The organism is Campylobacter sp. BCW_6463 (genome assembly GCF_001762785.1).
Lineage (GTDB): Bacteria > Campylobacterota > Campylobacteria > Campylobacterales > Campylobacteraceae > Campylobacter_D > Campylobacter_D jejuni.
This window is the reverse complement of sequence record NZ_MJXL01000071.1, coordinates 38,255-57,521: the sequence shown is the minus strand read 5'-3', so window position 1 is coordinate 57,521 and position 19,267 is coordinate 38,255. Positions and strand designations below refer to the sequence as shown.

Sequence of the window (19,267 nt, the reverse complement as noted above, 5' to 3'; positions counted from 1 at the left end):
ATTTATCATTGTATCATCATCTTTTTTTGTAATACTTCTTAAAGTATTTTCAAATCGTGAAGGGCTATGTCTTTTTAAATTATAATTTCCTTCAGGTATTCTTAAATCTTTACCACTTTCTAAACCCTCTTTATCTTCCTCTAAAGAAAAACATTCAAAAAGAATTTCTTCTTCATCACTTAAAACCTTAAATTTACCAATAACACAAGTTTTACCTATGTATCTTCTATTAATTGTTATTTTCATTTTTTCTCCTTTTTTAATTTAAAGTTATCTCACTTCCATCTCTAATATTTAAAGTATAATCTCTTGCTATTGCATCGCTATAATATGAATTTGTAAAATTTAAGCTAAATAAAGGTTTTCCTATAGAAGAAGCATAGGCTTCAATATTTAAATAACTTGAAAAATTTTGAGAATAACCTGTTGGTCTTGCAGCAATACCGATGATATTTTTTGGTAAAGGTTTATCAAAATCTAAAATATATTCATAAGGTGTTGAAACCGCTAAGTTTGTTCCACAAATATAACCACCCGTAATTAAATCGTAATCGCCATAGTCAGCATTGATTGTAGAACTTATTCTTACTTCATATTCTTTTCCATCTATATCATATAAGCCTGTGGCTGATTTATTTTCTTTGTCTATTTGAATATTTTTAGCATAAATAGCAGTTTTATCTTCCTTTATTAATCTAACATCACTTAAGCAAACAGATCCACCACGATAGGCTGTTTGTACTGTTAATCTAAGTCTATTTACTTCTGGTTCTTTGCTAAGCTCTACTTTAATCCACGAGGTAAAATCACTTACATAAATATCGTTTGGAGTTTTTGAATTGTCTATCCAAATAAATCCTTTTTTATAACCATTATTTGTTTGTGTTTGTTCTGGTGGAGGTGTGTTTGTGATATTGCAAAGCAAAGCATTTTTTTCTAAAGCATTTGAAACAATACTTAAAGTGTTATTTATGGTATTTCCTACTTGATGAAAACTTTCTTCAAGCAAGGGTTTAGAAACTTCTTCTAAGGTTTGCCTTAATTTTTCATCGCTAATTTTATCACCATCTTCGCCTTTATCACCTTTTAAACTTGCTAAAAATTCATCTTGACTTTTTCCCGTGTTTTCTTCATTTTCAAGCCAAAGTTCATAAGCACTTTTACCATCAGCTCCTTTAGCTCCATCTTGCCCTTTTAAATTTTCAAGCTGTTCTTCTGTAAAATCTTCATAAGTAAAAGGATCTCCTTTATCACCTTTTAAACTTTCTTGATTTTCTAAAACAACTTTTAATACAACTTCTTTTAAACTCTCTTCATTGATATTTGCATTGATGTCAAGCTCTTCTAGCAAGGCTTCTAGTTTTTCTTTTAATTCACTTTGTTTTATAAAGTTAAAACTTGTTAAAACTTCATTTATAGCATTTTTAATACTTTCATCGCTTGGTTTTACTCCATTTTTAAAAAGTTCTTTTAAAATTTCTAAAGCTTCACTAAAATCTTTATTGATTTCTTCTGTTTTTATGGCAATTTCTCTTAAATCCACGCTCATCTTATCCCCTTTATTAAACATTTGATTTCATGAAATAAATTACAAGAGCAATAAAAAACAAAAATCTTAAATTTATTTATTTCTAAAGCTTGCATTGCTTCTTTTAAAACAAGATCAGCAAGTTTGTAATCTTTTCTTGATTTTGCTTTTTCACATAAAAAATCATGCACTACACAAGCACTAAAATACTCACTTTTAAAAGGTGGAAACAAAGACCAAAAAAGGCGTGGAATACTCGCTCCATCAGTTTTAAAGCCTTGTGGTACAACTCCTTTGTAATTTGGTAAAATAAACTCATAATCTTGTATCACTTCAAATCTATCTTTATCATAAGGTTTTACACAAACCCTTTTTAATTCTGTTTTAGTCATTGTTTTCCTTTTTTTTAAAAATACTTCTTAATTCATCATTTCTTATTTGAGTAAGCTTAACAAGTCTTTCATCCATTCTCATAAGATCTGTTTCTATAGCTTCTAGCTTGTCATTGGTTTTTGAGCAATGTGTTTCTATAAATTTAACCAAACTATCGCTACTTGCTCTGGATACTGCAATTTGTTCTCTAATAAGAACATTAGTATTTTTGGTTTCACTTATAAGTTCTTTTGTTCTTTCTCCAGCTTCTTTATGTAAAGTTTTATATAAATGCCATGCAATCCCAGCTAAGACAAAAACCATCAATCCTAATAATGCAGATCCACTTAAAGAACCGAGTATAGCACCTTCTTTTATTATATTTTCAGTACTCATTTTTCACTCTCCCATGCAATTAAATCAAGCTCTTCTTTGCTTTGTGCATTTCTAGCTTTTTCTTTTAAAGCACTTGCTTTAAAAATAGTTTCTTGTACGAAATAAGCCATGCTACTTGCAAAGAGTTTAAACTCATCTACGCTAAATCTTGTAGTTGAATTATCAAGCGCAATCCAATCAATATAAGGAATTAAATTAGGATTAACAAGAGCATTGGTTACTGCTCCATTAATTCTTAACTGATCTTCATTAGAACTTTGATAGATTTTACCTTTAAAAGAAAATCCACCATTTAGAATATTTTCTTTTTTTGTATTAATCTCGTTGATTTTTAACTCTTTTGCCTCGTTTAAAAGCTCTTCTTCGCTTTTAGGAGGACTTGTTAAAGCATTAAGCTCTTCTTCGCTAATAGGCGTTAAACCTGTTTTAATTTGCTCATCGCTCACTTCATCCTCATAAGCATAAATTTGATTATTATCGTTTTTGTCTATAAAATATTTCATATATGGCTCCTATTAAGATTTAAAAGACGTGCTTCTACCAACACATTTGTTGGGTTAGCTAAAGTAAAAATTGAGTAAATATCATTAGGTTTTAATATTAATGTAATTTGAGAATTTGGTCTAAGTGTAGTAATTTTTTTATTGTTTACAATCACATCTACATCTGCTTCCACCCTCAATAGTATAGTATGTATAGTAACAGGAATTGTAAGCCCTGTTGTATTTGTATAATTGACTCTGCTTCTCATATCATGAGCCTTAGTTAAAGGATCTCCATCAAGATAAACACCAAAACCTATCAATGCTAAAAGTTCTGCATTTTTCAAAGAAAGCCCACTACCATCGAGCAAAGACACTTGTTCTTTTAAAGTCGCTAAATTTACAAGTTCATTATCTTTTGTAGCTTTTGTCGAGCTTGTAGGTAGTTTGGTAAAGTCTTTAGCTCCTGTAATGGTTTGATTAGTAGCTAAAGTAATATATTTAGCTATTTCTTGATTAAAATCATTTTTTAAAAGGTAATTTTTAATTTCATTTCTAACATCTAATTGTTTAACTATATTATCTAAAAAACCACGATTGACTAAAAGATGGTTTTTTGTCAAATTTTCAAGTTCGTTTTGTTTTTGCACAAGTTCGTTTTGTTTTTGTTCTTTTAGCTCTTCTAATTGCGTTGCGTCTTCTTCTTGTTCTTGCTTTTGTGAAATTTGTTCTTTTAAATCTTTAATATCAGCATTAAGTTTATCAATTTCTTTAGTAGCATTTATAATACTTTCTTTTCTTTGATTATTTTGAGAAATGGTATAATCAATTAATTCCATTATGAAATCTAATTTATAAGAAATATTATTCATATCATTAAACCAAATAAAAGCATCAAGCCCTAGATCAGACTTTAAAATCCAAGCTGTATCGTTAGTCACTCTTGCATAGATTAAATACTCATTTCCTTTTTTCCAAATTTCGCCAAGTTTTGCCTCACTTGGTTCTTCTTCGCTTTCATAAGTAGGTGTATATTCGCTTGGGTTTTCAGGGCTAGTCCAAGAATTGCCACTTGTGGTTTTAATATAAACAAAATATTCATCCCCTTTTTTCCAAATATCGCCAAGCGTTGCATTTTGTGGAGCTTCTTCTTGATTAAATGCAGGTTCTAAATTCTCAGGCAAGGATGGGTTTATCCAAGCTTCATTCTTTAACACTTTTTCACAAAGATAAAATTCGCCTACTTGTAAATTAACATCATCCATAGGCTTAAACCAAATATCATTAATTTTTCTTTCTTTAGGTCTTTCTTTTTGTAAGAAAGTGATTTGTGGATTTTTAATAAATTTAAAGATTTTAGCCTCATCAGTTTTAAACCAAGTTTCATTCACATTGGGCATTGTAGGTTCTTCATCACTTACATAATCAAAAGGATAAACCACTTTTTTATAAAGTTCTTTTAGCATATTAAGTTTTTCATCGCTTAAGTTTTCATAGTTTTGTAAAGCTTCTTTTACTTTTTCATCAAAAGCATTTAAATTTTCTAAAATGTGCTCATCAATCCTATCTTTTGAAGCATAAAGCCACTCTCTTATGGCTGTAACATCCTTAGTAGCTTGACTTAGCGTAGCATAAAGCTCTGTGCTTCTTATTTTTGAGTTATCAAGCATTGTTTTCTCCTTTTAAAGTTAAATTAATTTCGTTTTGTGAAGAGAGTATGTTTGTAATATTTTCTAAAGCTTTTTGAGCAAGGTTTATATCTCTTCTTTGTTCTTCTAAACTCAAATTCACATCATCTAAATTTAGGGCTTCTTCTTTTCTTAGTTTAATAAAACCTCTTTCCATAATAAAGCGTTCTAAGCTTAAGCTATGAGCCAGAGATTGAGAAATGGCGATATAATCAGCTCCAACGCCATTGTCATTTAATCTTTCTATCATCTCATAGCCTTTGTTTTCAACTATGGTTAGGCATTCATCGGTAAATTCTTTTAATCTTTCTTTAGCTTTTTGCTCTAAAACATTTTGAAAATCTTTGCAAAAATTTTCTATTTTTAAGATATTTATATTTGTTTTACTGTCAATTTGCTCTAAAGCCAAATTAGTATAAGAGATCATATTAGAGTTTAGCTCTATCAAGGAAGCACTTAATATATTTATATCTTTAATAAAATCATTAATCTCTTTTGAAAAAGGAACAAGCGCATTAACAAAGTTATTAGCATCCTTGTCAAAATCAACAGGATTAGCCATATCAGGTGCTTTAGGTAAAGTATTAATGAAAGATATTTTATTCATTGAAATTTCCTTGCTTTTATTTTTAAAAATTTCTTGTTTTGGCTTTCATCTTCCAAGCTTACAATCTCATATTTTTCATCTCTAAAAACTAGAAAATAAGAAAAATCAAGCTCTAAAAATCTAAGCTCAAATTCATGCGTAGCGACTAAAGATAAGCCACTATTTAACTCTTTAACATCCGCACTTAGATTTTTACAACTTGCATAAACTTCTTTAAAAAGTAAATCTTGCGTAAAATCGCTTTCTAAAAACTCATTTTTGCTTTGTTCTTTTTTGTAAATTTTAACTCTATGCTTAAATCCATTTGCTTTCATTGCCATTGCCTTTTAAAAATAAGCTATTTTGTAGCGAGTGATTAAAGCACTTGAAATTTTAGGCATACTCGCACCATCAAAAGCCATTAAAACATAATTTTTAAGCCACAATTTTATGTCTTGTGGCAATTCTTCAAAACCTAAATTTACAATCATATTCCCACAACCTATTGCATAAAGCACACCACCATTTGTTTTAAACTCGGCTTTAAAATTTGCATTTTTTAAAGCATTAAAAGGAGCTAAAATCACCCTTTCATTAAAAAATTCAACTTCATAATCATTTAAAGCTAAAATGCGATTGGTTCTTGTTTCAAATTCATTCATTCCAGCTTTTAAAAATTGTTTTAAATTTGCATCAAAAACATCGCTATCAATTCTTAAAAAGTCTCTTAATTCTTGAATATCTATGAGTTCTTTTTTGCTATCTTTTAATGCCTTTAATCTCATTTTTTACCTTTTTTATCTTCTTTTTCGTTTTGTTTTTGTGGCTTTTCTTGCATTTCTTGATCTTCTTGTGGCTTTTTATCTGTATTTGATTTTTCATCAGTATTTTGTTTTTGTTCTTCTTGTTCCACGATTTCCACAATGCCTTTTTCTAAGAGCCTTAAGGCTTCACTATCTTTAAGTAAAACCTCATCACCTTTTTTATAAAAAATATTACCGCTTAAACAACACTTGAAAACTACTTTTTTCATCTTCCATCCTTTAAGCAGGGCATACAATTTTACAAACTGCCGAATTATCCATAAGCTTTGCATCAAGTCTTAAACGCACTTTAATACCTATTAAATCATTTTGAGAGTAAAGCTCATTAAGTCTTGTAAAACTCATACTTGATCTATCCCAAATTTCATAAAAACTAAAATCTCCAAAAAATGCAGGGACTTTGCTTGCACCAAAACCATCAACACCAGAACAATAAACTACCTTTTTACCTAAAATTGTGTCATAGCCATTAGCACTTAAAGCAGGTAGCCACAATGGGCGATTATCATTATCTGTAAGTTTATAAATAGCTTTCATAAACTCATCTCCTACAAGCCAAGTGGCATTTTTACGATAAGCACTGTCTAAACTGAAAAAAGCATCTATGATATCATTGCTTGTAATACCTTGATTTGAAGCAAGTGTAAACGCTTTTTTAGCATTTTTAAGTCCTGTTGGTTTTTTATTTCCATCTCCATTAATAAAACTTAATTCTTCTGTTTTTGAAATCTTTTCAGCGGCTTTTCGCACTATAAAACTTTCAAGATTTGCAATGTTGTCACTCAAGAGTTCTTCGCTGATTTTAATAATACCGCCAAGCTTATGTGCACCTATACTTAAAGAACTAAATTTAGCACTAACTTCAGTAAAGCTTTCCTGTTCGCCAAGCCAAGAAAATTCCCCCATCTCATCAAAAACAGGTATAATTTGATTGCTAGAGCTTTTTTGCACTGTAGCAATCTTTCTAATAACACTAAGATCATTTAATTTTTCTCTTATTTTACTTTGCAAAGTTGTAGGGACTAAAATCCCACCTTGCTCTGCTGTGCTTTCATTTAAAACATTTCTTTTTAAAATATTGTCAATACTTCCATTTCTTAAATAATTCACAAAAGAACGCATATGATTTTCTTCATTTAAATCTTCATCCTCTCCTTTAGGATTTTGTCCTAAAACAGGGCTTACAACCTCATTTAAATATTTTTCTCTTTCTAGCTCTGCTTCAGCTCTTGAGAGTTCTTTTCTTTTACTTTCAAAATCTTGCATTAAAGCTTCGTATTTTGTGTTTTCTTCAGCACTAAAGCTTCTTTGCTCGTTTTTAGCCTTATTTGATAAAGCCACCATTTGTTCGTGTAAATTTCCTATTTCTTGTCTTAATTTTTGCATTGTTTTTTCTCCTTGTTTAAATTGATATTTCTAAAAGTTTAAGTTCTCGCTCTCTAGCTTCACTTAAGGCTTTGATTTTCTTTTTTTCTTCATCTTCTTCAAAGCGTTTTTTAGCGTTTTTATCCGCACCTTTCCAAACAGCGCTGAGTTCAAAAATTTCAAACTCTGTAACTAGAACCCTTTTAGGCGAACTTTTTTTATCTACAACTTGCTTTAAAACTCTATAACCAATTGACACATCGCTTAAAATTCCATCTTGATATTTTTTAAAGATATCTAAGCTTTTTTCGTCTTTGGCAAAGATACAATCACAAACTAACTCATTATTTTCAATTCTTATATTTTCAATTCTTGCGATAGCATTATCTACGCTTGGTTTATGATCTTTAAAAAGAGTTTTAAGATTTTCAAATCTCGCACCTTTTACATCAAGCTCTTCTATATAGTCCCCAAGCTCCCAATCAAAACGCAAACAAGCATTAGAATTTGAAACCATGACAAAGCTTAAAGACATATTTTCTTCGCTAACGCTTCTAAGTCTTGCGGTATCTGCTCTTATGTTTTTAAAACTCATTTTAAAATCCTTTTTTGAAGTTTTATAAGGATTTTAGAAAATTTTTAAGGCGTTAAAGTGCGTGTTAGAAGATATTTTTTATTTTTTAAATCAAACCTTGAATATTTAGTTTATATTGCATATAATCTTGATCCTCTAAAGGTGCAGAATAATCTTTTAAAATTCCAAAAGTAGTTAATTTTTTAAAGCCCAATTCGCTTTCATCTCCTATAAATAAGGCTTTAGTATTATAAAGTCCTGCTATTAAATCATCATAATAATCAAAGTCTTTTTTTTCTACAGCAACTATAAATTCTAAGTATTTTGCTTTCTTACCAGTTACTACATTTGTTACTCCCCATTCATTTGTTGAAGTTTTTGAGTAATTTATATAAGTGCTATTTGCAGGATAGATTGTAACACCTGCAAATTCTTTTTTTCCTATTAAAATATGTCCTACATTACACCCTATTTTAGCAGGCTCAAAACTTATTAAAATTTCTGAGTTAATAGGATAAGGTAAAAACACAAAATCTTCTTTATTGACTTTAAATTTGCTAAAAAAATATTCCCACCAAGTGCGAGATTTTTTATAATACATTGATTTTTCATAAATGATTTTGCCATCTAATGTTTCTATCTTTATTTTTGAAACATCTAAATTTAAAAATGCTAAAGTATCAAATACCCCATCTACTTTCAATTTTACACTCCAAGCTTTATCACATTTTGTTTGAGTATTTAATTCATCATCAAAAAAAGCATTTTCATTGATGGGTGCAAATTTAACCCATTTATCAAAATACACATCAGGTTCTTCATGCGTATCTTCATCACTTGCGCTTACCCAAACAAAACCTTTAAATTGCACTTTTTCATTATTTTTATAACTTACTTCCTTATCCCATAAAGGCGTTTCATCTTTTTTAGCTAAATTTTGTAAAACTTCAAATTCTAAAGGTTTAATTATAGTCATCTTCTTTCCTTATTAAATATTTTCTGCAATTTCTCTAGTTTGTTTAGTTAAAATGCTTAAATCCATATTTGCTCTTTTTACACTTTTATCTACATTGTCAATTTTTGAAGCGATTAAGTCTAGTTTTTCTTCAAAAGAATTAAAACCTTTATTAATAGCTTTTTCAAAAGCGATGCCTATTTTTTCAAAAACTCCACTTGCATCGATTTTTAAACCTTTGCCATTTTTTAAAGGAATTACAGCCTCAGGATAACCATTCTCTCCAATTAAAGCATTTGTAGGGCGTGTAACTATCCCGCCATCTGCAAAAGCTTTCATTTTTTTGTAAGGATTTTTAATCTCATTATTTAAATCTTTATCTATATTTGCCTGATTATTTTGATATTGCAAAAGTGCATATTCTAAATTTTTAAGCGTTGTTTCTGTAAGAGAGGCGCCATCTTTTATAGATTTAATCGTTTCTTGTAAATATTTAGCCATAGGGCTTTCTTCGCCTAAATACTCGATCATTTTTGCAATTTCTGCTTCACTTTGCGCAATGAGAGTTTTTTTATACTCTTTTAACTCTTCTAAAGTCATATTAGAAGTGTCTTTTAAAGTTTGATCTAACTTTTCTTGTAATTTTTTATTTTCTTCTGTAATGGCTTCTATTTTATCTTGTATTGAATTTAAATCTGCCTCACCACCTAAATCTTTCATTTCATTTGCCATTTTAAGCATTTGTAGTTGATACTCTGCAAAGCTTGAAGCTTGATTTTTGATCTCGTTTGCTTTTTGCGTTGCAGCGTTTTGTAAGGCACTAAAGCTTGAACTTGTAAGATTGCCATTTTTAAAATCATTTTTAGCTTGTTTTAAAATTTTATCGTAGTTTAGCGCCACGCTCTCGCTTGTAGCTATGCTTTGATTGATTAAATTAGTGCTAAAAGAACCCAAAGAACTTAAAATACCAAGTTCGCTATTTAATTTACTTAAAAGTTTATTATTTTCATTTAACCTTACTTGTTCTGCTTCTTTGTTTTCATCTTTATTCTCATACGCATTAATAAGCTTTTCTACCTCAGCGAGTTTGTTTAAATGTTCGCTTGAAAAGATTAAACCACCTTGTTTGTCGCTTATTTGTTTAAATTGTGTAATGATATCTACAAGCTGTTTTCTAAGTTCAGTATTACCCGTGCTTAAAAATTCATTTAAACCCTCATAACCTAAACTTAAAAGCTTATCATTAGCACTAAAAATATCCTTTAGCATTTCTTTTTCGCTATCATTTAAATCATCTTTTAAACCGCTCATTAAGGTTGCGTAAGAATTCATTAGATGATTAACTTCAAAAATACTACTTGAAATACCATTAGCACTTAAAAAGCTTTGATTGATTTGCATAAGTTCTTGTGTTTTTTGTATGATAGAATTTAAAAGATTTTTAACTTGTTCTTGTGCTTGCGTATAAGCTTGTGTTAATTGTTGCCAAATTTCTAAATTCTCAGGGCTAAAATCTTGTCTTAAGCTCTCATTGAAAGCTTTATTAAGTGCTTCGGCGCTAAGTTGTCCTAAGTCTTTAAAGCTTTCTTCACTTAATCCAAAAAGACTAAATCCACCTGTGGCATTTCTCATCGCAGTTTTTAAAGCATACATAGTATCATCATAAGCTAGTTTTGCTTGTTTTGTTGGATCATTTTTATAAATTTGATTTAAAATGCTAGTTTGCATTTGCATAAAAGTACCAAATTGATTAGAAAGTTGCTGGGCATAGCTTATATTATTTGCTTTTGCCTTTTCTTGTATTGCTACAATTTGTGCATCGATTTCGCTTTTATCATCGATATTTAAAAAGCTTTTTAAAAGTGCAGTAGGCAAAGCCGTATCAAATAAAGAATTATTAGCGTATTTTCCAGCTACTAATTCAAACTTATCTAAATTGGCATTTAATTTTACAAGTGTTGCGTATTGGTTTTCTAAAACACGATTGATTTCTTTGATTTTTTTATCACTTAAATTATTATACTCTGTCCAGCTTTTTTTACTAAACCATCCTTTCTTTTGATAGTCTACATAACCTTGCAAATTAGAATTTGTAAAAAAATCACTAAAATTTATATTTTCCCAAAGTTGTAAGCCGCTTCCTGTTACTTTGGTTTTTCCAAAAATACCGCCAATGACTGATCCTAAAAGCCCACCTACTATAGTTCCAATGCCAGGCATTATAATACTACCTAATGCACCACCTATCGCACCACCTGTTCCTGCGTGAGTATCAGCCTTAAAAAGCCAATCACCTAAGCTTCCTATGCCATAACCTAGAAGTCCGCCCATTGCTGCATTAGCTAAAGTGCCACCTATATAGCCCAAGCCCCCACCAAAACCAAGAGATAAAGCATTACTTGCACCACTTAATCCCATACCCGCCAAAGAAGCACCGTTTGTAAAGCTTGCACCAAGTCCTAAAAAATTTGCCAAATAAGCTGAACCATTAGCTAAAAGATTACTGCCAAAAGTGCCTATTGAATTGATATAACCTTGTAAATTATCAAATAAAGAATTAAAGCCATTGCCTATACTATCTATAATATTTGTGCTTGAATTTTCAATAGTAGTGCTAATATCAGAACTTGAACTTAAAAAATCACTAAAACCATCCGCATTTAAAGCATCACTAAAACTTATTTCACTTCCTGCATTTTGACTACTGCCAAACCAATTCATAACTTTATCATAAGTGGCGCCCGCTTTATCTATCCATTCGCCACTCATAATGCCATCTAATTTACTTGCACCCTCTATAATATTACTCACATTATTAAAAGCATTATTTCCTTTTTCTATGGTGCCTGTTTTATCCATGACTACCTCAACACCATTAACCACACCTTGATATTTGCCATCACTATTTAAATTTAAACCTTGATTTTTAGCAAATTCAACAACTGAGCTAAAAGCATTTGTTTGCGAGTGTGAATTCACATTACCAAAAGCAAAATTAGGCATTAAACCGCTCAATACTCCAGCTCCTGCCTTAGATAAAAAGCCACTAAGTGATGAAATATAAGGACTTAAAAAATCTTGTAAAATGGTTTTTCCTAAATCTTTAAACAAATCTTTTAAGGTTTTTATTTTCCCATTTATAACATCAAAAAAGCTACTTTCTATCGTTTTTTGCATATTTGCTATCATTTGATTATAGTTTTTTTCTACTTCGCTCATGGCTTTTTTACTGTCTTTGCCCATTTGAAAATAAGCGTCTTTATTGGCTTTTATCATCTTTTTAAAATCTTCTTCTTTGATGAGATTTTCACTTAATAATTTGCTGTATTTGTCTCTTAGCTCAATTTCTTTTAATGCCCAAGCTTCCTGCTTATTTTCTATACTTTCATAAAATTCAATCATTAAATTTTTAGTATCTTCAAAGTCTTTATTTGCACTTTCTAGATCAAGATTAATTTTAAGGCTTTCTTCTGCTTGTTTTAATTTGTTTTTATCAATGCCTAACTTTTTCCATGCTTTTAATTTTTCATTAATTTGGCTTAATTTTTTATCGTATTCACTCATGCCTATTTGTGAAATTTCTTTTAAGGCTTCATTTTGTTCTTTGATGCGTTCTGCCAGTTTTTGATTGGCGATTTCTTTTTCTTTTTTTAATCTTTGCTCTTCTTGTTTATTTATATATTCTTCATAATGCGTTCTTTGAGCTACTAAAGCGTTATATTGCTCTAATTTTGCTAAGTCTTTATTCCAATTTGCATTATTCGTGATTTGTTGTATGGTTTCGCTGATAAGCTCATATTGTTTTCTTAAATTTTCGGCTTGTTCTTCTGTGCTTTGCGGTATCCTTAAAGCTTTCAAACTTTCCATGGCTTTGCTAACACTAGCAGGGAGATTATCAATAGCTTCTAGTTTAAATTCTTGCTCCTTTGCTTTTTTGGCGGCTTCTTCGGCTAGTTTTAAATTTGCCTGTATTTGTTCGTAAGCTTTTCTAGCTTCTTTATTCATTTTTAGCTGTTTTCCGGTAACACTTTCAAACATATAATCAGTGCCTTTTAAAACACTTTCTACACCTTCTTTTATATACCAAAAATCTAATTTTGATGTGATTTGAGCTCCCAAAACACTTCCATTTGCTTCTAAGGCATCCATTTGACTTTTAAGATTTTTAACATACTCATCTAGTTCTTTTGAACTTTTGTTTTCTAGCTTTCTTTTTGATGTTTTTTCTAAAGCTTTGTCAAAATTATCCCAATTCGTATAAAGCTTTTCTATAAAAGTCATCAAAGCTATAAGCCCAGCAGTTGGAGCTAAAGCCTTTGTAAAATTTAAAGCAGAATTTGCTAAATTACTCATAGTGCCTTTTATGGTGCTTAACAAAGGATTTCTTTTTAAGATACTTTCATTAATTAAAGTTTCATTTTTCTTAATCTCTTCTTCTAAATTTCTTATATTTTTAAGGGCTTCTTGTTGGAGTAGCATTTTTTCAGCACTTATCATTGTTTTTTGGCTTGTAGAATAAAAAGGAGCTAAATTGCTAACCTCTTTTGCTTTTTGTGGCATAAGGCTTTGCAATCTTTCTAAATCTTTGATAGCATCTTTAAAGCTTTGTGCTTGAAATTTTAAATTCCTTTGATTTATAACAAGTTCTTTCATTTCTTTTTGTTTTATTATTAAATCATCATAATCTTTTTTAACATTCTTAATACCATTACTAAGACTTGTAAAAAAAGATGAATTCTTAAAAGAATTAAAACTTTTAAAAGCTACATAAGCAAGTCCTGCACCAATAGCCAAATCTTTAAAAGAAGTAGCAAATTCGGTAATAGCTTTAATGCCCGCTTTAATTTCTTTTTCATTATCTTTAATATAAGTGTTTATATCTATAAGCGAGCTTTTAAGAGTATCAAAAATAGGTTTTGAAATTTCAGCTTGTAACATTTGCATATTAGCTTCAAATTTTTGCATTTGCTTTTCATAGGTTTGCGTTGTGTAGTCTGTATATTTTGTTAACTCTTTGGTTTTTTCTATAAATAAATCAAAAAGCTTACCATTTTTCTTTGCTTCGCTCATAGCATCATTTGTAATACCTAAACTTTCAGCAAATCTTCTTAAATCTCCACTTGCGCTAAATGCCCCAGCTCCTAAACTATCCATAGTAATTGAAAGTTGATTAGCACTCATGGAAGTATTTGAGGTTGCTATCATAATACTTTCAAAAGCTTTTTTAGCTTCATCAAAGCTCATATTATTTAAAGCTGTGGAGGCAAAAGATTGAAACATACTTGATAAATCCTGCAAAGAATAGCCTGTTTTAGTATGCAAATCATTAAAATCTTTAAAGGTTTTTTCACTGCTTTTTGTAGCGGCTTTCCATTTTTCAAGTTGTGATATGGCTTTTCCTGTGGTATCAATATTTGAATGCGTGGTGGCTGTTATAAAAGCAAGTTGAGTTTTTGCAGTCTCAAAACTTTTACTTGCTTCTATAAAAGAGCTACCAAAATTTTTTATATCAAGTGCTAAAGTTTTATAACCCTGATAAGCTTGTGTTAAATGGGCGTTCATGTCAATTACGCTTTTTGAAAGTCCTAAAAAGCTTTTTTCTATATCTTTTATGTATTTATTTGTTGTTTGTGTAGCATTTCCTAATTGATTAAAACTTTTATTTAAACCTCCAATACTCGCTACACCGCTATTTGTATCTACGCTAACGCCGATTTTAACATTTTTAGCCATTTATGTTCCTTTTAGTTTTTTTGAGTAGAATTTAAGATAAAAAATGGAGTTTTTAAATTATGTTTTTTCCATATATAGAGCTTAATTTTTTTGCTTTTGTTTTTATTTGTTTTGTCTTTTTTCTGATGTGGAGCAAAAGCCAAAAAATATTTAAAAATGAAAAATTTCTTAATGATTATAAAAGTTGCGAAAAAGAGCTTATCGCCTTTAAAGAAGCTCATGAAAATTTCATAAAAACAAAGCAAGGTAAAAGTGTGCTTATGAGTGCTTTTGCTTTGGAATTTGCTATCAAAAATAATGCTTTTGGCGATGATTATACGAGAGAATTTAAGCAAATTTTGCAAAATTATCCAAACGAAAAAGAATTCAATATAGAAATAAACCATCATCTATCCTAAAAGACTTAAAAAGTCATCTTGTAATTTTTTAATATCGATTTTTTGATTTTCGTTAGTATTTTGCTTAGTATGTTTTAAATGAGAGCATAATAAAAAGTCTTCATTAGTCGATTTTACACCCATAAAAGAAGCTAACATATTAAGTAAAATACTCATTTGCATTTCGTTTCTATCACTTGCTAAAGGCTCGGTGCTTAAGAAATACATCCACTCGTTAAACTCACTTTGTGTTATACTTTGTTCTAACTCGCCTATGGTTTTTCCTAATGCAAGGGCAAGGCGATAAATTAATCGCCCTTGCTCTCTTGCTTTGGGACTTCATTTGTGAATTTTAAAATTTCGTCTGCGACTTTTGCGATAATGTTTAAACCCTCTTGATTGATATTATCAAAGGTTTTTTCATCGATTTTTGGAGTTACTAAACACTTTAAGATGATTTCTTTTCTAAAATTTGAATTCTTCTTAATAAAATCGATGCTGATTTTATCATCTTTATTTTCTTGTATTTCTATGCCATTTTTTTCCATAATCTCTAATTGTTCGAGCATAGAAAGTTGGCGAATTGTGAATTTTTCATCAATACCTTCGATTAAAATTTCTTTTTCTCTTAAAGAATGTTGTTTTAAAAAGTCATTGAATTTCATTTTTTACCTCCTTTTCTTAAAGCATCGCTAAATTTTCCATTTAAAAAAGTTTGCATTGTGGCTTCACTTGCTATGCCTGAGCTTTGATCTATGGTGTATTTTTTGCGAATATCTTCATTTGCAGGATAAAGAAGTGTTAAGGCGTTTGGATAAAAATATAATGTTTTTCCTTTTAATTCCTCATAAGTCTGCCCTTGTTCTGGTTCGGTTTTGCTTTCATGAATAATATTTTCATCATTTTCTTTTTCCCAAACTTTATCAGCTTCTTTTGTGGTTATAAATTTATTGTTTTCATTAAAAGTTTGTGTGCTAGGATTTGGTACAACACCTCGCACCTCATCAAAAACATAAACCATTCTTTCATCGTTTAATTCTGGTTTTTCAAGTGTGCTTTCTTTTGGGTAAAAATAAATAATTTTACCTTTTTTATCACTCATCACATCGCCCACATTTAAAGCTTTTGTAGTGTGTTCTATATTTTGACTTTCTTCAAATCTAAAAGGTGTGATGTCTTTAGCTTCGCCTATTTTTTCTGCTGTGATATTTGCACTGAATTTATTATTTGCTTCGCTTTGAAGCTCAAAGCCTGTTAATTTCATTTTGATTTTAAGCGTGGTTTTTCTCTCATCATTAATCTCTACGATGATAAAAACTTCTTCATTTTCTTCAAAAGCTTTTTCTAAATAATTTACCCCCTCATAGCTTTCTAAATTACCATCTTTAACAAATTTATAAAGTAAATTCATATTTACAGTAGCTGAAGTTTTTTTACCCACTGCGTTGATTTCTTCATAATCTCTATCGTTGATTGGGCTTAGTTTTTGACTTTCTCTAGTTCCACCTTTAAGACCTGAAATACTTGTTAAAAATCCTGCTTGAATAGCTTCTTTTCCTAAACTTTCCATAGCACGAGATAAAACTAAAACTCTAAGCCCTTGCACATCAGGGGCATCTGTAATTATTTTGTCTTTTGACATCTTTTCTCCTTATATAAGTAATGTAAGGAGATTTTATAAAAAGTTTAAGGCGTTAAAATGCGTATTAAGAGATATTTTTCATAAAACTATATTTTTGTATTTTATTTTCTAATTTTTTGTTATAATTTTCAAAAAAAGGAATTTTAATGCTTAGTCTAAATATAGAATTATCAAGCGAAAAAGAACAAGCTTTTTTAAACATAGCCAAAGAAAGAAATACAAGCAAAGAAGAAATTATTCAAGCTTTAATTATGGAATTTTTAGAAGACTTAGAAGATGCAAAAATAGGAGAAGTTGCTTATAAAGAATATTTAGCAAGCGGTAAAAAAAGCATTAGTGCTGATGAGCTTTTTAAAGAGCTTGGTTTATGATACAAATTGATTTTAGCCAAAAAGCAGTAAAGCAAATTAAAAAACTAGATAAAGAAGTTCAAAAACAAATCAAAAAATGGAAAGAAGAAATACAAAGCCTAGAAAGTCCAAATCAAAAAGGCAAAGCATTAAAAGGAAATTTAAAAGGCTTGTGGCGTTATAGGATAAATGATTATCGCTTAATCTGTTTAAATAATGATGAAAAATTAACTATTCTTTGTCTTGAAGTAGGACATAGAAAAGAAATTTATAAACGATAAGTGATAAAAATCTCACTCGTAAAAAATCCACTCTCTTCATCTTTATCTTCTCCATGTATTAAAATTTCAATAGGTTTTTTATAAAATTTTAAAATAAAACTTTCAATTTTGCTTTTTAACTCTCTTAAATCTTTGTATTTTGGAGTATAAAGGCTCAAATTAATTTCTAATTCTTTGCTTAAGATTTTATCATCTATACTTAAATTTAATTCTTCGCTTGTGATTTCATAAATTAAAAATGCTTTTTCTAGCTTTGTTTTTTGCCTTGAAAGTGGGTAAATTTCTATATTTAATTCCTTGCTTAGTCCCATTAAAAAATCGCTTAAAAATTCCTTCATTTAAAATCCTAATTTGTCTAACTCAGCATTTAGTTTTGTTGTAACCAAGCTTTGCATTTTTGGGTCTATTTTCTCTTTTGCTTTTTGCATGGTATAAGTGCCTTTTACAAAAGTGTTTTTTCCGCTTATATTTGGTTTTCCTTTTGCACTTTTTTTCACTCCGCCTTTATGAAAAAATCCATACTCTATAAAATGAGCATAATACGCACTCGCAAAATAATCCATTCTTTGTTTTCTCTCATTTTTCTTTGCTTGTGTCCATTTTTTAGCATTTTTTAATTTTTCAAATCTTTTTATACCTACTTTTTTCATTCTAAAAACAACCGAAGCAGCACGATAAACACCTTTTTCTAAAGTATAACTAGAAACTGCCTTAACACTTTGCTTTAAAAGTCCGCTTTGTTTAGGAATATTCTTTTTATAATCATTTGTGATTTCTTTTGCTACTTCTAAAGCTCCTTTTTTAGCCGCATTTGGCAAAGCTTTTTTACTTATGCTTTGCAAATCTTTCATTAATTCGTTCAAGCCTTTTACTTCTATCATTGATTGCCTTTTTGTGTGTCTTTTTCATCTATTTTGGCGAGATTAAGCGGTATTAAATGATCGTTTCCATTATCAATTGGGTTCATTTCTTCCAAGGCTCTTACTTCGTTTATACTCATCACGCCATTACTTAAAGCTTTTACATAGCTTTCCCACCTTGAAGAACTATCAGCTCTTAAAATAGCGTTGATATTGAATTTAAAATAAAATTCTTTTCTTTCATTTTGGTTTAATAAAAAGCGATTTAGGGCTTGTTCGATTTTAGTTGTTAGAGGTGTTATGGTTTGCACCATATAATTTGTCTCTTGTTGTTCGATATTTGAAAAAGTCGCACGACTTAAATCTCCAAGTTTGTGCGGTGGGATATTAAAAAGTCTTGCGATTTCTATCACTTGAAATTGTTTGCTTTCTAAAAACTGGCTATTTTTATTCGCACTTGTAGTTTGTGCATAACTTGCTCCACCCTCTAAAATAGAAATATTATAAGCTTTTTTTTGGCTATAATTTTCTTTAAAGGATTGTTTTAATCTCGAATATGCCTCTTCGCTTAATTCATTTGGCACAGATATAACGCCACTTGTAAAACTTCCATTTTTAAAAAAGCTAAGTCCGTGCTGTTCTATAGCTGTTGCAAGTTCTGTGGTATTTTTGCTTTTTCTAAGCGGTGCGATACCTTTTACTCCATCTTTAGTATGATAAGGCACATTTAAAACCTCATCATAATTTAAAACAATACTGCCATTTTTTGAGTAAGCTTGATAAAAATACTTTCCATTCATTTTAAAGATATTAATGTCTTTATTTTCTATGAGTTCTATAGAATTAATCACCCCGTTTCTTTTTTTAACAGGATATAAAAAACCATTGCCATAAATTAGCATTTGTACCATAAAAGCCTCAAAGAGTGTAAAAGGTGTCATTGTTTCATTTGGTGCGATTTTGATGAGTTCATATAAGGGGTGATTAGAGGCTAGTTTTGATCCATCAGTTGTTCTTTGATATAAATTTAATGGCAAAGATGCTATGGTCTCGCTAATATTTGAGATTGCGGCAATTACTGCTGAAAGCTCCTCAGCTTTTATTTTATCTTCTAATAAAATTTCTAAGCTATTAACAAATTCATTATTTCGTGCTTTTTTTGTAAATAATGATCTTATTTTATTGAACATGCAAAACCTTTATTTTTTACTTATTTTAAAAAAAGTTTGAGGCGTTAAAGTGCGTTTTATAAAA

23 protein-coding genes are annotated in these 19,267 nt (G+C 29.8%); 3 read left to right on the top strand and 20 right to left on the bottom strand.

Annotation, left to right across the window (positions count from 1 at the left end):
* The 14 genes from AJ884_RS10170 to AJ884_RS07985 form a co-directional block, all read right to left on the bottom strand.
* On the bottom strand, positions 1-246 hold a 246-nt coding region (locus AJ884_RS10170), incomplete at its 3' end, for a DUF5675 family protein (protein ID WP_261660591.1).
* 13 nt (positions 247-259) lie between these two features.
* Positions 260-1,549: a hypothetical protein gene (locus AJ884_RS10165; protein ID WP_251819432.1), complete on the bottom strand. Its 1,290-nt coding sequence runs from the start codon at positions 1,547-1,549 to the stop codon at positions 260-262.
* A complete protein-coding gene (locus AJ884_RS08045) occupies positions 1,546-1,920 on the bottom strand; it encodes a DUF1353 domain-containing protein (RefSeq protein ID WP_070286608.1) in 375 nt (124 codons plus the stop codon). Before AJ884_RS08045 ends, AJ884_RS10165 begins: the two co-directional genes overlap by 4 nt.
* Positions 1,913-2,296 (bottom strand): hypothetical protein, encoded by a 384-nt coding sequence (locus AJ884_RS08040; RefSeq protein WP_002869963.1) that lies wholly within the window; start codon positions 2,294-2,296, stop codon positions 1,913-1,915. The genes AJ884_RS08045 and AJ884_RS08040 overlap by 8 nt, the downstream gene beginning before the upstream one ends.
* A complete protein-coding gene (locus AJ884_RS08035) occupies positions 2,293-2,799 on the bottom strand; it encodes a DUF4376 domain-containing protein (protein WP_070286607.1) in 507 nt (168 codons plus the stop codon). The genes AJ884_RS08040 and AJ884_RS08035 overlap by 4 nt, the downstream gene beginning before the upstream one ends.
* Complete coding sequence (locus AJ884_RS10160; RefSeq protein ID WP_261660590.1) at positions 2,796-4,448, bottom strand: coiled-coil domain-containing protein; 1,653 nt, start codon at positions 4,446-4,448, stop codon at positions 2,796-2,798. Before AJ884_RS10160 ends, AJ884_RS08035 begins: the two co-directional genes overlap by 4 nt.
* Positions 4,441-5,073 carry a hypothetical protein gene (locus AJ884_RS08020; RefSeq protein ID WP_052775429.1) on the bottom strand — a complete coding sequence of 211 codons (633 nt, stop codon included), beginning with the start codon at positions 5,071-5,073 and terminating at the stop codon, positions 4,441-4,443. Before AJ884_RS08020 ends, AJ884_RS10160 begins: the two co-directional genes overlap by 8 nt.
* Complete coding sequence (locus AJ884_RS08015; RefSeq protein ID WP_002788295.1) at positions 5,070-5,387, bottom strand: head-tail adaptor protein; 318 nt, start codon at positions 5,385-5,387, stop codon at positions 5,070-5,072. Before AJ884_RS08015 ends, AJ884_RS08020 begins: the two co-directional genes overlap by 4 nt.
* A gap of 12 nt (positions 5,388-5,399) precedes the next feature.
* Positions 5,400-5,837 (bottom strand): phage gp6-like head-tail connector protein, encoded by a 438-nt coding sequence (locus AJ884_RS08010; protein ID WP_044778997.1) that lies wholly within the window; start codon positions 5,835-5,837, stop codon positions 5,400-5,402.
* Positions 5,834-6,085: a hypothetical protein gene (locus AJ884_RS08005; RefSeq protein ID WP_070286606.1), complete on the bottom strand. Its 252-nt coding sequence runs from the start codon at positions 6,083-6,085 to the stop codon at positions 5,834-5,836. The genes AJ884_RS08010 and AJ884_RS08005 overlap by 4 nt, the downstream gene beginning before the upstream one ends.
* A gap of 10 nt (positions 6,086-6,095) precedes the next feature.
* Complete coding sequence (locus AJ884_RS08000; protein ID WP_002788288.1) at positions 6,096-7,262, bottom strand: phage major capsid protein; 1,167 nt, start codon at positions 7,260-7,262, stop codon at positions 6,096-6,098.
* Between the two features lie 16 nt (positions 7,263-7,278).
* Positions 7,279-7,836: an HK97 family phage prohead protease gene (locus AJ884_RS07995; RefSeq protein WP_002788287.1), complete on the bottom strand. Its 558-nt coding sequence runs from the start codon at positions 7,834-7,836 to the stop codon at positions 7,279-7,281.
* Positions 7,837-7,921: 85 nt separating this feature from the next.
* Positions 7,922-8,791, bottom strand: a complete 870-nt coding sequence (locus AJ884_RS07990) for a hypothetical protein (RefSeq protein WP_002788286.1) — start codon at positions 8,789-8,791, stop codon at positions 7,922-7,924.
* Positions 8,792-8,803: 12 nt separating this feature from the next.
* Positions 8,804-14,503, bottom strand: a complete 5,700-nt coding sequence (locus AJ884_RS07985) for a hypothetical protein (RefSeq protein ID WP_070210011.1) — start codon at positions 14,501-14,503, stop codon at positions 8,804-8,806.
* A gap of 59 nt (positions 14,504-14,562) precedes the next feature.
* Here AJ884_RS07985 and AJ884_RS07980 point away from each other — a divergent pair, with 59 nt between their 5' ends.
* Positions 14,563-14,901: a hypothetical protein gene (locus AJ884_RS07980; RefSeq protein ID WP_038851012.1), complete on the top strand. Its 339-nt coding sequence runs from the start codon at positions 14,563-14,565 to the stop codon at positions 14,899-14,901.
* On the opposite strand, the gene AJ884_RS07975 is transcribed toward AJ884_RS07980, so the two are convergent.
* From AJ884_RS07975 to AJ884_RS07965, 3 genes are all read right to left on the bottom strand, one after another.
* Positions 14,893-15,108: a hypothetical protein gene (locus AJ884_RS07975; protein ID WP_002788282.1), complete on the bottom strand. Its 216-nt coding sequence runs from the start codon at positions 15,106-15,108 to the stop codon at positions 14,893-14,895. The genes AJ884_RS07980 and AJ884_RS07975 overlap by 9 nt on opposite strands.
* 80 nt (positions 15,109-15,188) lie before the next feature.
* Positions 15,189-15,545, bottom strand: coding sequence for a DNA repair protein (locus AJ884_RS07970; protein WP_070286605.1), 357 nt, complete (start codon positions 15,543-15,545; stop codon positions 15,189-15,191).
* The gene (locus AJ884_RS07965; RefSeq protein ID WP_044601086.1) at positions 15,542-16,522 is read right to left on the bottom strand and encodes a hypothetical protein; all 981 of its coding nucleotides are present in this window, start codon (positions 16,520-16,522) and stop codon (positions 15,542-15,544) included. The genes AJ884_RS07970 and AJ884_RS07965 overlap by 4 nt, the downstream gene beginning before the upstream one ends.
* Before the next feature lie 146 nt (positions 16,523-16,668).
* Between AJ884_RS07965 and AJ884_RS07960 the strand changes: the two genes are divergently transcribed.
* Together AJ884_RS07960 and AJ884_RS07955 are read left to right on the top strand one after the other, a co-directional pair.
* Complete coding sequence (locus tag AJ884_RS07960; protein ID WP_002869970.1) at positions 16,669-16,893, top strand: DUF6290 family protein; 225 nt, start codon at positions 16,669-16,671, stop codon at positions 16,891-16,893.
* Positions 16,890-17,153: a type II toxin-antitoxin system RelE family toxin gene (locus AJ884_RS07955; RefSeq protein WP_002869971.1), complete on the top strand. Its 264-nt coding sequence runs from the start codon at positions 16,890-16,892 to the stop codon at positions 17,151-17,153. The genes AJ884_RS07960 and AJ884_RS07955 overlap by 4 nt, the downstream gene beginning before the upstream one ends.
* Here AJ884_RS07955 and AJ884_RS07950 read toward each other — a convergent pair.
* The 3 genes from AJ884_RS07950 to AJ884_RS07940 are packed head-to-tail and all read right to left on the bottom strand — an operon-like array spanning position 17,141 to position 19,203.
* Positions 17,141-17,491 carry a hypothetical protein gene (locus AJ884_RS07950; protein ID WP_002788276.1) on the bottom strand — a complete coding sequence of 117 codons (351 nt, stop codon included), beginning with the start codon at positions 17,489-17,491 and terminating at the stop codon, positions 17,141-17,143. The genes AJ884_RS07955 and AJ884_RS07950 overlap by 13 nt on opposite strands.
* Positions 17,492-18,034, bottom strand: coding sequence for an HK97 gp10 family phage protein (locus AJ884_RS07945; protein ID WP_002800770.1), 543 nt, complete (start codon positions 18,032-18,034; stop codon positions 17,492-17,494). It lies immediately after the preceding gene.
* Entirely contained in the window at positions 18,031-19,203 is a 1,173-nt protein-coding gene (locus AJ884_RS07940) for a phage portal protein (RefSeq protein ID WP_002788272.1), read from the bottom strand. The genes AJ884_RS07945 and AJ884_RS07940 overlap by 4 nt, the downstream gene beginning before the upstream one ends.
* Between the last annotated feature and the right edge of the window lie 64 nt (positions 19,204-19,267).

Bases quoted from the DNA above. Each gene is read 5' to 3' on its own strand.
- AJ884_RS10165 (WP_251819432.1), bottom strand. From the start codon at position 1,549: ATGAGCGTGGATTTAAGAGAAATTGCCATAAAAACAGAAGAAATCAAT.
- AJ884_RS08045 (WP_070286608.1), bottom strand. From the start codon at position 1,920: ATGACTAAAACAGAATTAAAAAGGGTTTGTGTAAAACCTTATGATAAA.
- AJ884_RS08040 (WP_002869963.1), bottom strand. From the start codon at position 2,296: ATGAGTACTGAAAATATAATAAAAGAAGGTGCTATACTCGGTTCTTTA.
- AJ884_RS08035 (WP_070286607.1), bottom strand. From the start codon at position 2,799: ATGAAATATTTTATAGACAAAAACGATAATAATCAAATTTATGCTTAT.
- AJ884_RS10160 (WP_261660590.1), bottom strand. From the start codon at position 4,448: ATGCTTGATAACTCAAAAATAAGAAGCACAGAGCTTTATGCTACGCTA.
- AJ884_RS08020 (WP_052775429.1), bottom strand. From the start codon at position 5,073: ATGAATAAAATATCTTTCATTAATACTTTACCTAAAGCACCTGATATG.
- AJ884_RS08015 (WP_002788295.1), bottom strand. From the start codon at position 5,387: ATGAAAGCAAATGGATTTAAGCATAGAGTTAAAATTTACAAAAAAGAA.
- AJ884_RS08010 (WP_044778997.1), bottom strand. From the start codon at position 5,837: ATGAGATTAAAGGCATTAAAAGATAGCAAAAAAGAACTCATAGATATT.
- AJ884_RS08005 (WP_070286606.1), bottom strand. From the start codon at position 6,085: ATGAAAAAAGTAGTTTTCAAGTGTTGTTTAAGCGGTAATATTTTTTAT.
- AJ884_RS08000 (WP_002788288.1), bottom strand. From the start codon at position 7,262: ATGCAAAAATTAAGACAAGAAATAGGAAATTTACACGAACAAATGGTG.
- AJ884_RS07995 (WP_002788287.1), bottom strand. From the start codon at position 7,836: ATGAGTTTTAAAAACATAAGAGCAGATACCGCAAGACTTAGAAGCGTT.
- AJ884_RS07990 (WP_002788286.1), bottom strand. From the start codon at position 8,791: ATGACTATAATTAAACCTTTAGAATTTGAAGTTTTACAAAATTTAGCT.
- AJ884_RS07985 (WP_070210011.1), bottom strand. From the start codon at position 14,503: ATGGCTAAAAATGTTAAAATCGGCGTTAGCGTAGATACAAATAGCGGT.
- AJ884_RS07980 (WP_038851012.1), top strand. From the start codon at position 14,563: ATGTTTTTTCCATATATAGAGCTTAATTTTTTTGCTTTTGTTTTTATT.
- AJ884_RS07975 (WP_002788282.1), bottom strand. From the start codon at position 15,108: ATGTATTTCTTAAGCACCGAGCCTTTAGCAAGTGATAGAAACGAAATG.
- AJ884_RS07970 (WP_070286605.1), bottom strand. From the start codon at position 15,545: ATGAAATTCAATGACTTTTTAAAACAACATTCTTTAAGAGAAAAAGAA.
- AJ884_RS07965 (WP_044601086.1), bottom strand. From the start codon at position 16,522: ATGTCAAAAGACAAAATAATTACAGATGCCCCTGATGTGCAAGGGCTT.
- AJ884_RS07960 (WP_002869970.1), top strand. From the start codon at position 16,669: ATGCTTAGTCTAAATATAGAATTATCAAGCGAAAAAGAACAAGCTTTT.
- AJ884_RS07955 (WP_002869971.1), top strand. From the start codon at position 16,890: ATGATACAAATTGATTTTAGCCAAAAAGCAGTAAAGCAAATTAAAAAA.
- AJ884_RS07950 (WP_002788276.1), bottom strand. From the start codon at position 17,491: ATGAAGGAATTTTTAAGCGATTTTTTAATGGGACTAAGCAAGGAATTA.
- AJ884_RS07945 (WP_002800770.1), bottom strand. From the start codon at position 18,034: ATGATAGAAGTAAAAGGCTTGAACGAATTAATGAAAGATTTGCAAAGC.
- AJ884_RS07940 (WP_002788272.1), bottom strand. From the start codon at position 19,203: ATGTTCAATAAAATAAGATCATTATTTACAAAAAAAGCACGAAATAAT.